The 13,866-nt window shown below is 45.1% G+C and carries 13 protein-coding genes; 4 read left to right on the forward strand and 9 right to left on the reverse strand.

The window, feature by feature from the left end:
* Positions 1-15 precede the first annotated feature (15 nt).
* The gene (locus EGI32_RS16835; protein WP_255156521.1) at positions 16-2,121 is read right to left on the reverse strand and encodes a ComEC/Rec2 family competence protein; all 2,106 of its coding nucleotides are present in this window, start codon (positions 2,119-2,121) and stop codon (positions 16-18) included.
* A gap of 123 nt (positions 2,122-2,244) precedes the next feature.
* On the opposite strand from EGI32_RS16835, the gene EGI32_RS16840 reads away from it, so the two are divergent.
* Together EGI32_RS16840 and EGI32_RS16845 are read left to right on the forward strand one after the other, a co-directional pair.
* Positions 2,245-2,499, forward strand: a complete 255-nt coding sequence (locus EGI32_RS16840) for a GlsB/YeaQ/YmgE family stress response membrane protein (protein WP_255156522.1) — start codon at positions 2,245-2,247, stop codon at positions 2,497-2,499.
* Between the two features lie 105 nt (positions 2,500-2,604).
* Positions 2,605-3,426 (forward strand): N-acetylmuramoyl-L-alanine amidase, encoded by an 822-nt coding sequence (locus EGI32_RS16845; RefSeq protein WP_255156523.1) that lies wholly within the window; start codon positions 2,605-2,607, stop codon positions 3,424-3,426.
* Between the two features lie 110 nt (positions 3,427-3,536).
* Here the strand turns inward: EGI32_RS16845 and EGI32_RS16850 are convergent, their stop codons facing one another.
* Genes EGI32_RS16850 through arfB form a run of 5 tightly spaced genes read right to left on the reverse strand, consistent with a single transcriptional unit; the run spans position 3,537 to position 8,271 of the window.
* Positions 3,537-4,556 carry a metallophosphoesterase gene (locus EGI32_RS16850; protein ID WP_255156524.1) on the reverse strand — a complete coding sequence of 340 codons (1,020 nt, stop codon included), beginning with the start codon at positions 4,554-4,556 and terminating at the stop codon, positions 3,537-3,539.
* Positions 4,553-6,064, reverse strand: a complete 1,512-nt coding sequence (locus EGI32_RS16855) for an oligosaccharide flippase family protein (protein WP_255156525.1) — start codon at positions 6,062-6,064, stop codon at positions 4,553-4,555. Before EGI32_RS16855 ends, EGI32_RS16850 begins: the two co-directional genes overlap by 4 nt.
* Positions 6,065-6,106: 42 nt before the next feature.
* On the reverse strand, positions 6,107-7,171 hold the full coding sequence (locus EGI32_RS16860; RefSeq protein ID WP_255156526.1) for a cytochrome-c peroxidase: 1,065 nt from the start codon (positions 7,169-7,171) through the stop codon (positions 6,107-6,109).
* Position 7,172: 1 nt separating this feature from the next.
* Complete coding sequence (locus EGI32_RS16865; RefSeq protein ID WP_255156527.1) at positions 7,173-7,877, reverse strand: MbnP family protein; 705 nt, start codon at positions 7,875-7,877, stop codon at positions 7,173-7,175.
* Positions 7,870-8,271 carry an alternative ribosome rescue aminoacyl-tRNA hydrolase ArfB gene (arfB, locus tag EGI32_RS16870; protein ID WP_369681678.1) on the reverse strand — a complete coding sequence of 134 codons (402 nt, stop codon included), beginning with the start codon at positions 8,269-8,271 and terminating at the stop codon, positions 7,870-7,872. Before arfB ends, EGI32_RS16865 begins: the two co-directional genes overlap by 8 nt.
* Before the next feature lie 93 nt (positions 8,272-8,364).
* Between arfB and EGI32_RS16875 the strand changes: the two genes are divergently transcribed.
* On the forward strand, positions 8,365-9,144 hold the full coding sequence (locus EGI32_RS16875) for a geranylgeranylglyceryl/heptaprenylglyceryl phosphate synthase (RefSeq protein WP_255156528.1): 780 nt from the start codon (positions 8,365-8,367) through the stop codon (positions 9,142-9,144).
* 121 nt (positions 9,145-9,265) lie between these two features.
* Here the strand turns inward: EGI32_RS16875 and EGI32_RS16880 are convergent, their stop codons facing one another.
* The 3 genes from EGI32_RS16880 to EGI32_RS16890 are packed head-to-tail and all read right to left on the reverse strand — an operon-like array spanning position 9,266 to position 12,388.
* Positions 9,266-10,543 carry a M28 family peptidase gene (locus EGI32_RS16880; protein ID WP_255156529.1) on the reverse strand — a complete coding sequence of 426 codons (1,278 nt, stop codon included), beginning with the start codon at positions 10,541-10,543 and terminating at the stop codon, positions 9,266-9,268.
* A gap of 24 nt (positions 10,544-10,567) precedes the next feature.
* A complete protein-coding gene (locus EGI32_RS16885; protein ID WP_255156530.1) occupies positions 10,568-11,299 on the reverse strand; it encodes a LytTR family DNA-binding domain-containing protein in 732 nt (243 codons plus the stop codon).
* A 33-nt stretch (positions 11,300-11,332) separates the two neighbouring features.
* Positions 11,333-12,388 carry a sensor histidine kinase gene (locus tag EGI32_RS16890; RefSeq protein WP_255156531.1) on the reverse strand — a complete coding sequence of 352 codons (1,056 nt, stop codon included), beginning with the start codon at positions 12,386-12,388 and terminating at the stop codon, positions 11,333-11,335.
* A gap of 184 nt (positions 12,389-12,572) precedes the next feature.
* Between EGI32_RS16890 and ruvB the strand changes: the two genes are divergently transcribed.
* Positions 12,573-13,607 carry a Holliday junction branch migration DNA helicase RuvB gene (ruvB, locus tag EGI32_RS16895; protein ID WP_255156532.1) on the forward strand — a complete coding sequence of 345 codons (1,035 nt, stop codon included), beginning with the start codon at positions 12,573-12,575 and terminating at the stop codon, positions 13,605-13,607.
* The last annotated feature ends 259 nt before the right edge of the window (positions 13,608-13,866 follow it).

The raw sequence follows: 13,866 nt of genomic DNA on the forward strand, positions 1-13,866 counted from the left end.
AGAGAAAACGTGCGGTCAGTCGGTTGTGTCGAGTATAAAAGCACCTTCATCCGCCACCGAAAAGTTCCGCAAAAGTAATTGTTCGCACTCTCTTTTCCATTGCGTTATTTTCCACAAGCTGTTAGAACCGTCAAAAACAACTACGGAAGGCCTGAAAGCATTGGTGATACCGGGTATTTTGAGCCGTGGGTTTTTTGAAATAAGCAGGATGTCGATAGGGATCCTGTTTTCCAACGGGGCAAAAGAAAGGGGGCTGTCAACGATCAGGATGCTGGATTTGCCACATTGCCACAGGTTTTTGTAATGACTGGCTTGACGCCAATTATTCATACGGTTTTTTAAATGAAATAATACGCGGCCGGGTTTCAGGTGAAAATTCTGTAACTGCCCATCTTTGCTCAGCATACTGTCGCCGATGAAATGGTAATCCATTCCCTGAACAAGATCGATCGCCTGGCATTTCGGCACATTATAAATAATGACCTTTTGTTGTTTTTGCGCAGCAATATCAGCGGCACTGTATACAGCTGTCATCGCCACCAGGCAGATCATCGAACCCATCAGCAGTTTTTTGTTTTTGTTCAGCCATCCTGCACAGCACAGTAACACCACTCCATAAAGCAGGTAAGTGGTTAATGCTGTTGAAAAAATATTATCCGTAACCGAATAAGGAATTGCAATGCTTTTGGTGATGAGGTAATTCATCAGTTGTATCAGCCATTCCGTTAACCGGGCGGTGATGGTGGCCAGCAATGGGATCCGGGAAAATGTCACCAATATTATTTCTATAAAAAGAATGAGTGTCGACAAAGGCACGGCCACCAGGTTGGTCAGCAGGAAAAGATTGGGGAACTGGTGAAAATAAAACAGGCAGGCAGGGAAAGTGATCAGCTGGGCGGCTATGGTAACAGCGGCCATTTCCCAGATCTTGCTCAGCCATTTGTTTTTAATGTACCAGGCATGATAGATCGGCTTTTGCAGCCATACGATCCCATATACGGCAAGGTAACTCAATTGAAAACCTACATCCCACAAAAAAAACGGATCATAACAAAGCAATAAAAATGCCGATGCCGCCAGCGAATTGTAAATGGATGCCTGCCGGAAATAATTTTTCCCGATGATGATGCAGGTGAACATGACGGCGCTGCGCAAAACAGAAGCCGATGCACCGGTAAGCAACGAAAACAGCCAGAGAAAAAGCAGCACCAGCATCACTTTCAAGAGCTTAGACCTTTTTATCAACGGTGCCCTGTCCAGCAACCATACCAGCAAAATATAGATCAGCCCGAGGTGAAGCCCCGAAATGGCGATGATATGCACCACGCCTGCATTGCTGTAGGCCTGCACCAGGTCTTTGTCGAGGTCGGCTTTATAGCCTATGAGCAAGGCTTCGGCGATACCCTGCACATTCCCTTTTTCGGGTAAATGTTTTTGCAAAGTGAAAATGATATGATCCCGTGCAGCAAAAAGCCATTGTTGAAAAACCGGCTGATTATTTTTACTTAATACACGGTAATCATTTTTTCTGAGATAGACCGTGTGATAGAGTTGCTGAAAACCTGCATACCGCCTGTAATCGAATGCACCGGGGTTGCCGGAATTTTTAATGACCTGCAAAGGTTTGGAAAAAATGATCCGGTCGCCATAAGCGATAACGGGAGCGCTGCTGTCCGATAAAAAATAGAGGATCATTTTTCCTGAAGCAGTCTGCATGGTATCGCCGGAGATCAATTGCTCCACGATGGCTTCAGCTTTCAGCGATCTCGCTTTTTGTACAGGAGGTTCGTTGATGGTTACTATGAGAGAAACGCTGTCGCGGTAAGCATTTCCATACCAGTGCAGCTGATGGCGGCCATCTTTTTGCCGGCCGATGAAAAGGGCGATGCTCATTATCACTCCATGTAGCAGCAGGCCTTGAAGCTTCCTGAATTTGTACCGTACTGAAAGTGGCAGATAATGAAATACCGCTATTGCAGCGCAGAAAAAGGAACAGCTGATCATTATTGAACTTAAGCTACACCTGGCATACCATTGCACCAATATCCCTGCGATGAGTGGCAGCAGCAAACGTATAAAAGGAGCCGTTTTCCAGAAGGGAATGACCAAAGAAATTTTCATTCCCAAGATTAAGCTGATCGCGGGATAAAAAAAGGGGAAAAACAACAACGGATCACGCTTTTTTACTGCCTTAAAGAGTATATTTAACGGGCCTTGTCATTTAATAAACCTAAACTCAACAACATGGGAATCTTATCATGGATCTTATTTGGTCTCATTGCCGGCGCTATCGCTAAAATGTTGCATCGGGGCGAAGATCCCGGTGGCTGGATCGTTACCATCATCGTAGGTATTGTAGGGGCTTTTGTGGGAGGAGCGATCGCAAAATATTTATTGGGCTGGAGGGATGCCATCGGCTGGAACTGGCATAGTTATGTAAGCTCAGTAGCCGGCGCCATCATCGTACTGGCGGTGTACAGGATGATGACTAAAAAATAAACAGACGATCTATTGCCACAGCAGCGGAGAAACAATTCATTGCTGTGGCTTTTTTTGGGATGGAATGTAACTAACTTTATACTTTTTTTACCATCATCTCTTTTTATGAAAAATACTTTCCTGTTCATCGCTTCCTGTACCATGTTGTTTTTCGCCTGCGCAAAAAATCCCTATTCGGCTACCAATAAAGTGTACAGGAAAAAAGCCAGTGAATATGCGAAGAACATCAGGTCGCAGCCGAAAGACTCTGTGGTGGCTGATTCGCTGAAATTGCCGCCATACTGGGCAGGCACCACCAATTTCGGGATGCGCAAACCCAATATGGTGATCATACATCATACGGCTCAAAACAGCTGTGAGCAAACGCTGCAGACTTTTACGCTCGAACGCACGCAGGTGAGCGCACATTATGTGATCTGCAAGGATGGTACATTACATCATATGCTCAACGATTACCTGAGAGCATGGCATGCAGGTTCGGCAAAATGGGGCAGCAATACAGATGTCAACTCCTCGTCCATTGGTATAGAAATAGACAATAATGGAATAGATACTTTTTCTGCTGCGCAACTCAATACGCTGATGGGCCTGCTGGCAACTTTGAAAAAAACTTACGGCATTCCCGCGATGAATTTCATCGGCCACGGCGATATTGCCCCCACACGCAAGAACGACCCTAATGTGACTTTTCCCTGGAAGAAGCTGGCTGATAAGGGATTCGGGCTCTGGTATTCAGATACAACAGGCATGGTTGTTCCACCGGATTTCAACAGCGTCTATGCGTTACGGGTAGTAGGGTATGATGTTTCAAAATTACCTTCGGCCATACAATCTTTTCGCAGGCATTTTATTGGGGAAGAAAAAGCAGGGGAGTTGAGTGAAGCAGAGAGGAAGGTTTTGTATTCTTTGGTGCAGAAATACTTATAATTAATGGATAATTGATAATGGATAATGGATAATGTATTCTTTCAAGCAGGAAATTGTTTCATTATTTAACAGGCTACAGGCTGAAGATATTATCCATTATCCATTATCAATTATCCATTACTCAGGTCTTTCAGCAATTCCCCGATCTCCTTTTCCTCCAGCACCATCCTTTTAGAAAACACTTCTTCATCATACCATTTTATCAGCCGGATAAATCCATCGGCGATCTCAATGCCGGTGATGTCGCCATCATCGTAGCAGCAGCAGCCTGTGTTGAAGTAAGAAGGTTTTACATCCTGCTGCGGACCTTTTACATCGATCTTGTTGGAAGGGTGATTGTAATATTTGCCGGAGGCAAAAACCGGCTGATGTGTATGCCCCGTCACAAGAATAAGATTAGTACGTTCGCTGCTCCATTCGTGCATCATTTTGTTGTGGTTATTGCGCAGCGAAAAATCTTTGCTGGGGGCATTGATGTTGAGCCGGAGAAAACGCTGCAATGGCATCCAGATATGTGCCACGATCCAGGTGCTGAAGGCGTTGTTGTCACTCATCATATCGCCCTGGTGACCATGCGTCAGGAAAATGTCGAAAGAAATATCACCATGACTGCATTTCAGCACGATGCCTTCGTGTACCGGCAATGGCATCTGGAAATATTTTTTGAGCAAAAAACTTACATCCAGTTTGTTCTTCCAGATGATGTCGTGATTGCCAAATGTCTTGTAATAACGGTCAGGCTGAAACGCAGATTCTGCGGCGAATGATCTTTCATTGGCCGGTAAAATTTCCCCTGCCTTGAACTTCCAGAGTTCTTCACTGTCGCCGAGATTGATGAAACTGTATCCTTGCTTGTAATAGTAATTCAATGCCGCCACATAGTTTGTTTCAGAGCCTTTGAAATCGTCGGCCCAGCTTTTATTTCCTTTATGCTGATCACTGAAAATGATGAACCTGTCTTTGCTGCAGGCAACCTCCATCACTTTGATGTTTTCATTTTTCGCCTCGCGGCTACTGGTGTACAATGTGGTGAGCGATTTGAATACGACTTCTTTTTTCGGGCTTGCGGCCAGTTTATTTCCCATCCACGTAAGCGGCCGCTTCAAAAGATATTGCAATACTTTTCTCATTTCTTACGGATGAAATATTTTCCAACATAAGGCAGTTTGGCAAACTCCTTGTGTTCTACCAGGCCAAGGAAACGACAATAAAGGAACAGTAATAAGGCGCCTGTGGCAAAGTGGAAATAGGTATTCGGGTAAATGCTGATCAATCCTTTGTGAATGAAAAACAATATCCCTACGATCACCAGGTATGCCACCAGTTTTTTCCATGCGTATGGTATGCGGTAATGCTTTTGTCCCCAGGTAAAAGATACCACCATCATGGTGCCATAACAAAGGAAAGTAGCCCATGAACAGGCTACAAAGCCATATTCAGGAATGAAGAAATAGTTTATAAGGATGGTGATGCCGGCGCCCAGCAGCGTTACCCACGCGCCATAGATGGTCTTGTTGCTGAGTTTGTACCAAACACTCAGGTTGTAATAGATGCCGAGAAATATATTCGCCATCAGCAGCACCGGCACTACGCCGAGCCCGCCCCAGTATTTGGGGCCGATGAAGTATTTCCATACCGGCACAAACAAACTTACCACCAGGAACATTACTGAAATGATGATGACAAAAAATTTCATCACACGGGCGTACACTTTTTGAGGGTTGACGCCTTCTGCCTGTTTGAAAAAGAAAGGCTCGGCGCTCATCTTGAAAGCCTGGATGAATAAGGTGATCAGGATAGATAATTTATAACAGGCGTTGTAAATACCTACCTGTTCTTCGCGGAATTTTTCGGTGCCGGGCAGCCACCAGCGGATCATCAGCCTGTCCATGGTTTCGTTGATCATTCCGCCCATTCCAACAAGGATCAAAGGCAGCGCATATATCATCATCTTCTTCCACAATTCCGTGTCGAATTCAAAACGCACCTGCATGATCTCACGGAAGAGGAACAGCAGGGTGATGATGGACTGGATCAGGTTTGCCAGCAATACATAGGTTATGGGGTTAAGTTTAGGGTCATACACCAGCGATACCCAGCCGGAATGATCTGCGGCATAATGTGAAGGGCAATAACCGATGAAGAACCAGGTAAGGATCACGTTTACGATGATGCCCAGCACTTTTGCAGCAGCAAATTTTCGTGGCCTTCCTTCCTGCCGGAGGCGGGCAAACGGAATGGCCGCGAGCGTATCTGTAGCAATGATGAGTATCATCAGCTTGATGATACCGGGATATTCTTCAAGCCCGATGGATTTACCCAACAGGTCTTTGTTGAACCAGAGGATAATGGTAAATAATATCGTAGAGAAGAACAAGGAAAGCGATGCGGTACTGTAGAGCTTGGTGCTTCCTTCCTTATTTCCGGAAAAACGGAAATAAGCGGTTTCAAATCCATAAGTGAAAATGATATTGAAAATGGGTATCAAGGCATACACCAGGCCATTCTTGCCATAATCGCTGGTATTGGCCAGCGTATAAGTAAGAAAAGGAGTCAGTAAAAGATTGATCAGCTTTGCCGCGATCGTACTTCCGCCATACCAGATTGTTTCACCCGCTAATTTTTTTATGCTGCTCAATGGATCCCTAAATTTTCATCAAATTTAAATGTATAATTTGATTTAGTGTTTGATTGTTATTGGTTGCGCAGGCGCAAAACGTTTATTCTTTGTAAAGCTGGTATCGGTGAGGGTATAAAGAAAATAGATCAGCTCCAGTTTTTGCCTTTCGGTAAATACGATCGGTTTTTGAAGAATACTATCTAAGGTTGGTTGCAGATAATTGATGCCGGATGTATAATGCGTGATCACTTTATCAAGATCGTTGAAACGGCCGTCGTGCATATAAGGCACGCTGTATTGCACATTGCGCAGGCTGGGTACTTTGAATTTCAATGAATCTGACGAAAGCCCTGTGATCCGCTGCCTGCCTGCATCGCCAAACCTGTTGAGCGGAAGGCCATTGTTGTGGAAACTGTTGTCGGTAAACAAAGGTTCCCGGTGGCACGAAGAGCAATTGGCTTTATACAATGCATAGCCCGATTCTTCTACCGGCGTAAATTTCAACGTACCGTTCTTCCATTGATCGTAACGGCTGTTGGAGCTGATGAGGCTACCGGTGAATTGCGCCAGCGCTTTTAAAATGCGTTGGCTGGTGATGGCCTTATCACCGAAAGCGGCTTTGAAATAACGGCTGTAGCTGCTGTCGGCATTGAGCTTCGCGATGATGTTCTCCAGCGTTTCCCCCATCTCGTTATGCGCAGTGATGGGGCTGAGTGGCTGCACTTCGATATGGTTTATGCCGCCATCCCAATGATAGGAAGTCATCCAGGCAAGATTTACAAGCGACGGTGCATTGCGATCGGTGAAGGTGTTGTTGATACCATGGCTAAGATCGTGATCGTACGTGCTGAATGCTGCAAACTGCTGATGGCAGCTGCCGCAACTGGTGGCGCCGTCTTTACTGAGGTTGCCATCGTAAAATAATTTTCTTCCAAGTTCAAAGCCTTCTTCGGTCAGTTTGTTTTTTGCAAAAATATCCGAATTAGGTTTTGGCCAGCCCTTTGGTATGGAGAGTTTCAGCGGGGTAGGTTTGTATGGGCCAAAGCCATCGTCTTTAGCTGCACCAAGCAATGCTGCCATCAGCGCTACTACAAGGGTCATCGATATGGTGACTTTGAATTTCAATTTATAAAATAGATTTTACCCGAAACATAAGAGGAAAATTATCTGCCGCCCGTTTTGCAAGTGTGCCGGGTATCACTATCACCGGGTTTGCAGAAATGGATGCTTTGTTCCAATATTTATCGAGGTCAACTTCAATTACGACCGTATGTGTTTTCTTTTGATCTATCACCAACTTTTCCGGCAGGTTGAGCGTGATGCGGCGCATCGTTTTGTTTTCGCCTTTGTAACCACCGATGTGCTGCTCAATCCGGTTGAGGTCAGCGTGAGAGCTGTCTGACTTTCCTTCCAGTTTGAACATCACGTAACCGCTGTTCCAGGTCCAGAACATATCCTTCAGCGGGTCGAGCGCTCCATCCTGTGCCCCGCTGCAATTGAGCAGGCTGTCTACACCCAGCAAAAAGGAAAGTTGCTGATAATGACCTGCCGGTAATTTCATTTCAATACTGTCGGGCCCAAACGCATCTACGAGAAAAATATTTCTGGATGGTTTCCCCGATCCGATTTCGCTTACGTAATACCTCAATTTGGAAATCGTGTAAGGCTCACCGTTAGGAGTGCTGTAAACGCTATCGTTGCGGATGATCTTTTTTTCATTGGCGAGATGTACAAACTTCAATATCAGTTTCCCATTTTGGGCGGTAAGCTTGCCGGGCAGCGCACATATTGCGACAATGGCAAATGCCTGCAGCAATATTCTCTTAATCATCTTTGGAGGGTTTGCGGCGGTTTTGTTTGATCGCCGAGTTTTTTTGTTTGCTTTCGAGCCGGCGAAGTTTGGCCGCTTTGCTCACTTTAGTGGCTTTACGGGCTTTTTGTACCAGCAATGCTTTTGCCACCAGCTCGTTCATTTTTTCAATCACCAGTTGTTTATTGCCCAGCTGGCTGCGCTCAGCCTGACTTTTCACCAGCAAAAAACCATCGAGATTGATCTTGTTTTTGAGCTTTTCCGATATCCTTTCCTTTTCTTCCGGCGAAAAAAGCGAAGAATTGGCCACCTGCCAATAACCTTCCACCATGGTTTCCACCTTGTTCACATTCTGGCCACCCTTGCCGCCGCTACGAGCCGTTTTAAATTTTATTTCGTAAGTTATATCGGGCATGATACCAAAATTACCAATAAAACAACCGAAATTGCCCCGTGACAACCTATTTATGGCGTTAATATTTCGGTAAGAACAAAAAAATATACATTTTTGCAGGAAACCAAACACCACTTCAATTTGAAAAATATTTATCATTCATTGAGCGAAAGGAAACAGCAGGGGAGAAAATCTTTTGCCGTACTGATCGACCCTGATAAAGTGAATGATGAGAGCATGGAGCAGCTGATCGAACTGGCGGCAGATGCCAGGGTCGACTACTTTTTCGTGGGTGGAAGCCTGGTTATTTCAAGTTATCTCGACGAATGTGTTCAGCTGATAAAAAAGCGTTGTAATATTCCCGTGATCCTGTTCCCCGGTAGTCCTTCCCAAGTGAGCAAATATGCCGATGCGTTATTATACCTGTCGCTGATCAGCGGCCGTAACCCGGAATTACTGATAGGCCAGCACGTGGTAAGCGCACCTGCGGTGAAAAAAAGCGGGTTGGAGATCATGCCAACCGGTTATATGGTGATCGATGGAGGCGCTCCCACCACCGTTTCTTACATCAGTAATGCTTCTCCGTTACCTTCCGATAAAAACGAAATAGCGATGTGTACTGCTATGGCAGGTGAAATGCTGGGTATGCGCCTCATCTACATGGATGCGGGCAGTGGTGCCAGAAGGGCTATTTCTGAAAATATGATCGAGAAGGTAGCCTCCTGCATCGATATTCCGCTGATCGTTGGTGGCGGAATCACTACTGCCGAAAAGGCTTACCTGAACTGCAAAGCCGGTGCTGACGTGATTGTAGTAGGTAATGCGATTGAGAAGGATCCTATGCTGATAAAGGAGATCGCTGCGGCGATACACAGCGTACCGGTAATCAATTAAAAATTACGAATTACGAATTACGAATTGAATTTTTTGCGCTGCAAGATATTTACAAAATTTCCGGAAACATTTAATTACGGTTAGAATGAACCATTCGTAATCCGTAATTATTCATTCGTAATTATTGCTTCTCCACCCGTGCCGGCGTCTCCTTTCCACTGATGATCCCCTTGCTGCTGATAGCGATCGCTTTGATGATCTCCGCCATGTTAATCATATCGAGTGTTTCCACTTCATCTTCCTGGGTGTGATAGAATTTCTCTGTGTCCATTTTGGAAGTGCTGATGGTATGTGCAGGTACGCCCAAAGCCGCCAGGGTAGCATTGTCGGAGCGATAGAATAATTGTTGCTTCGGATACGGATCAGGCTCGAATTTAAAATTGCTGCCTGCCAAATTACCCTGTAATATTTTTCCGAAATCCGATTTGTCAAACCCGGTGATGTACGCACTGTTCTTGCCCCATTGGCTTTCGGTACCGATCATTTCGATGTTGAACATCGCGACAGCCTTATCCGCATCAATCTGTTGGGAAAAATATTGTGAACCAAAACCGCCTGATTCTTCCGCGGTGAATGCTACAAATATTAATGTGCGCTCATTGTTTTTAAGCTTGCTGAAATAATTGGCCAGCATGATCACTGCAGTGGTTCCGGCTGCATCGTCGTTGGCGCCGTTGTAGATGGAATCGCCGGCGGCATTGGGTTTGCCGATGCCAAGATGATCGTAATGCCCTGAAAATATGACTACTTCTTCAGGTTTTGTTTTACCTGGTAAAACACCCACCACATTTGCAAGGGAAGAAGTAGTTATTTTGTGGCGGACAGTAAAACTGAATGTTTTAGGCGCTTCATCAGTCAGCACAAAAATAACCGGCGCTTTGGTTTCAAAAGTTTCGCCTTTGAGGCGTTTGAGGCGCAGGAAATTTTTAGCATAGCTGCTTCCAACAAAAATGACGGCAGGGTGATTTTTTTGAATGGCTTCGTATCCTGCTTTGACCAGGTTTAGACCCGAATCCAATACCAGTTGTATGTAACCCGATCTTTCATTGATATCAAGGAGAGAATCTCCGGTAACCGCAATGATATTTTCCGGCAATACTGCCTGGTTATTTAGTGTTCCGCTTGCGGAAATAAGGGTCGCTTTCTGCATGGTGAAAGGCTGACGGTAACTGGTAAGCCCGTTGAGATATTTCAGCCCGCTCTTTTTAAATTCCGAAGCGATGAAATCTGCAGCCTTATCTATGGATGGCGTGAATGGTTTCCTGCCCTGCATTTCATCAGAAGCGAGGGTACGTTCAATCCTCTCCACTTCTTTCGCATTGATAAGTTTATCAATATTTTGAGCAAACGAAAAATTTGCAATAGTGAGCAAGGCTCCGGCAAGTAAAAAACCTTTCATTCTTCATTTTTAATTCTTAATTGACTACAGGCTCATCATTTCCTTGAACTTCACCGCCTGCCTTCTGCTGACTTCTATTTTTTCGCCGGCCCTGAGATCCAGCAGCAGCCCGCCATTGAAGTAAGGCTCTACTTTTTCTATCATCCTCAGGTTAACGATATGTTTACGGTTTGCCCTGAAAAACACTTTTTCATCCAGGCGTTCTTCCAATGCATTCAGCGATTTTAAGATCAATGGTTTGTTGGTGCCGAAGAAAACTTTTGCGTAATTGCCTACGCTTTCAAATAAACGTACTTCCGATAATTTTACAAACCAGCACCGTTCGCCATCTTTTACAAAAACCTGGTCGTTCTCGCTCAGCATTCCACGGTTCACACCGGCAATGGAAGCGGCCATTTCTTTCTCTTCTGCCAGCTGTAATTTATGTAAAGCATCTACCAGGCGCTTCGGCTCTACCGGTTTCATCAGGTAATCGAGTGCGTTCACTTCAAATGCTTTTAGGGCAAATTCATCGTAAGCCGTGGTGAAGATCACGTGTGGCGCACGGTCCAGCTCCGTGAGCATATCAAAACCGGTTTTGCCGGGCATCTGTATATCTAAAAATATGAGGTCGGGCATCAGCTGCTCGATCTTCTCGATCCCTTCGGCGGCATTGGCAGCTTCACCCACTACTTCTATTTCGGGAAAATCGGATAATAGTTTTTTTAACTCATTTCTTGCAAGCCTTTCATCATCGATAATAATAGCTTTGTGCATGGTACAATTGAAATTTGGTCGTTAGTGAATTGGTTATAAGATACTGGCTACAGGCATGATCACCCTCGATTCCACCATGTTACCGTTAATGTCCTGTATCTCAAAATGTGCTTTGCCGTTGTATAAAAGATTCAGCCTGTCCTGCGTGCTTTTGATGCCGAAACCTTCCGTATTCGAATCCAGCGAACCATTGAGCCTGCCTGAATTCTGCACGGTCAGCTCGTGGTGATCGTTTTTAAAAAAAGAAGTGATGCGGATGGTTCCGCCACGTATCTGCTTGCTGATGCCATGCTTGATGGCATTTTCCACCAGGGTCTGCAGCATCATCGGTGGTATCGGTTGTTGTAATGTGTCAGGATCTATTTCGATATCGATCTGCAGCCTTTCTTCAAAACGCATATGTTCGAGTGCGAGATAATCTTTTACGATGTTGATCTCCTGTTGCAGCGGCACGGTTTCCTGTTTTTCGGCACGCATGCTGCTGCGCAAAATATTGCTGAGTTCGGTGATCGCGGTCCTTGCCCTTTCCGGATTTTCATCTACCAGGGCACGGATGCTGTTCAGGGCATTAAAGATGAAATGCGGATTGATATGTGATTTGATGGTTTTGAGTTCCAGTGATTTTACCAGCGCTTCCAGCCGGAAAGTATCGAGCTCACGGTTGCGGTTTTTTTCTACATGATGATAGATGAAATAGATGAAATTCCACATCAGCATCAGCCAGAGCGCATTGAAGCTGCTGATGAAAAGGCGTTGGGCTGCTGTGTATTTTTCCGCCCGTTCAGGGTTGTATTTCAGCAGGGCATCGATCCCTTCTGAAGCCACGCCGAATATGATGGAAAAAATGAACGTGAGCAGGATGAAATGCAGCACCTGTTTTTTTAGCGATTTGTTGAGCAGCCTGAAATGGTGGATGCACAAACGCATGACATGCGTAATGGCCAGCCCCGTGATGCAGGTGAGTATCAGGCTTTTGATATACAGGTGATCGGCTTTGCCGAAAGTCGTTACAAAAAAGATACTGATACCAATATTCACCGACCATCCGATGATCTGGCACCACCAGTATTTTGAGATTTTATTTAGCATAATCGGCAGTAAAGCTATTTATTTAATCCTTAAAAAACCAGCCCCTTTTATTAATGGCGAAATGGTAGGGTGAAAGGCGGTTGAAAGTTAGGAGTGATGAGTGATGGAATATAAGTTAACACTATTCTATAGCTTATAACTCATAACCCATAACTTATAACTTATAACTCATTATTTTTACACCATGAACCCCAATCTCAACAACGATGCTGGCCGCCTGAGTGCTGCGGATAAGGAATTCGAGAATAACATCCGGCCGGGTGCCATCAGCCAGTTCAGCGGACAGCAACAGATCATAGAGAATCTTACGATATTCATAAAAGCCTCTAAATTAAGGGGGGAGGCATTGGATCATATCTTATTTCATGGCCCCCCGGGATTGGGAAAAACGACGTTGAGCCGCATCATCGCCAATGAAATGGGAGTGAATATCAAGGAAACCAGCGGGCCGGTGATTGAAAAACCCGGAGATCTTGCCGGATTGCTTACGAATCTCGAACCGAATGATGTATTATTCATTGATGAGATCCATCGCCTGAGTACTGTTGTGGAAGAGTACCTGTATGCAGCGATGGAGGATTACCGGATCGATATCATGATTGACAGCGGCCCCAATGCACGTACGGTACAACTGAACCTCAACCCATTTACCCTGGTGGGTGCTACCACCCGCAGTGGATTGCTCACGGCACCTTTGCTGAGCAGGTTCGGCATCAAAAGCCGGCTGGAATATTATGATACAGAAACGATCAGGAACATCTTATTACGCAGTTCAGGAATACTGAACACCAAAATAACCAGCGATGCCGCTATGGAAATTGCCGGCAGGAGCCGTGGCACACCTCGTATAGCCAACGGACTTCTCCGCAGGGTGCGTGACTTTGCACAGGTTATCGGCAATGGCGTAATAGACATGAGCATCACCGAGCATTCTCTCCGGGCGCTGAATGTGGATGCTTACGGCCTGGATGAAATGGATAACCGCATACTTACCACTATCATCGATAAGTTCAAAGGTGGGCCGGTGGGTATCACCACTATTGCTACGGCAGTGGGGGAAGAGCCTGGTACGATCGAGGAAGTGTACGAACCTTTCCTCATAAAAGAAGGATTTATCATGCGTACTGCCCGGGGCCGCGAAGTGACGGAAAAAGCCTACAGGCATTTAAAAAGAGTGCCGCACATTGGCAGTAGTCAGAATAACCTGTTTTCACAATAGTATTCCGATCTACCTCAACCAAACAGGCCAGGTCTTTTATTTATGGTGACTTAACCTTTCCTGTGACGGTCGGAAGAAAGTACTCTTGCCTATTTCGGCCATGGCAGTCTGACTGATACGGTAGATATTTCGGAATTTTTCGAATATTTTCGTCCTGATGGTTTTCTGAATTTTATAAAATGCATTTTTTAGAGAGGGGCGTGACAGGTAAAAAATTTCTTTTTTTTTCACGTTTTTCGTGACATTTTTTTACTTTTTT

The organism is Ferruginibacter sp. HRS2-29, from assembly GCF_024343615.1.
Lineage (GTDB): Bacteria > Bacteroidota > Bacteroidia > Chitinophagales > Chitinophagaceae > Ferruginibacter.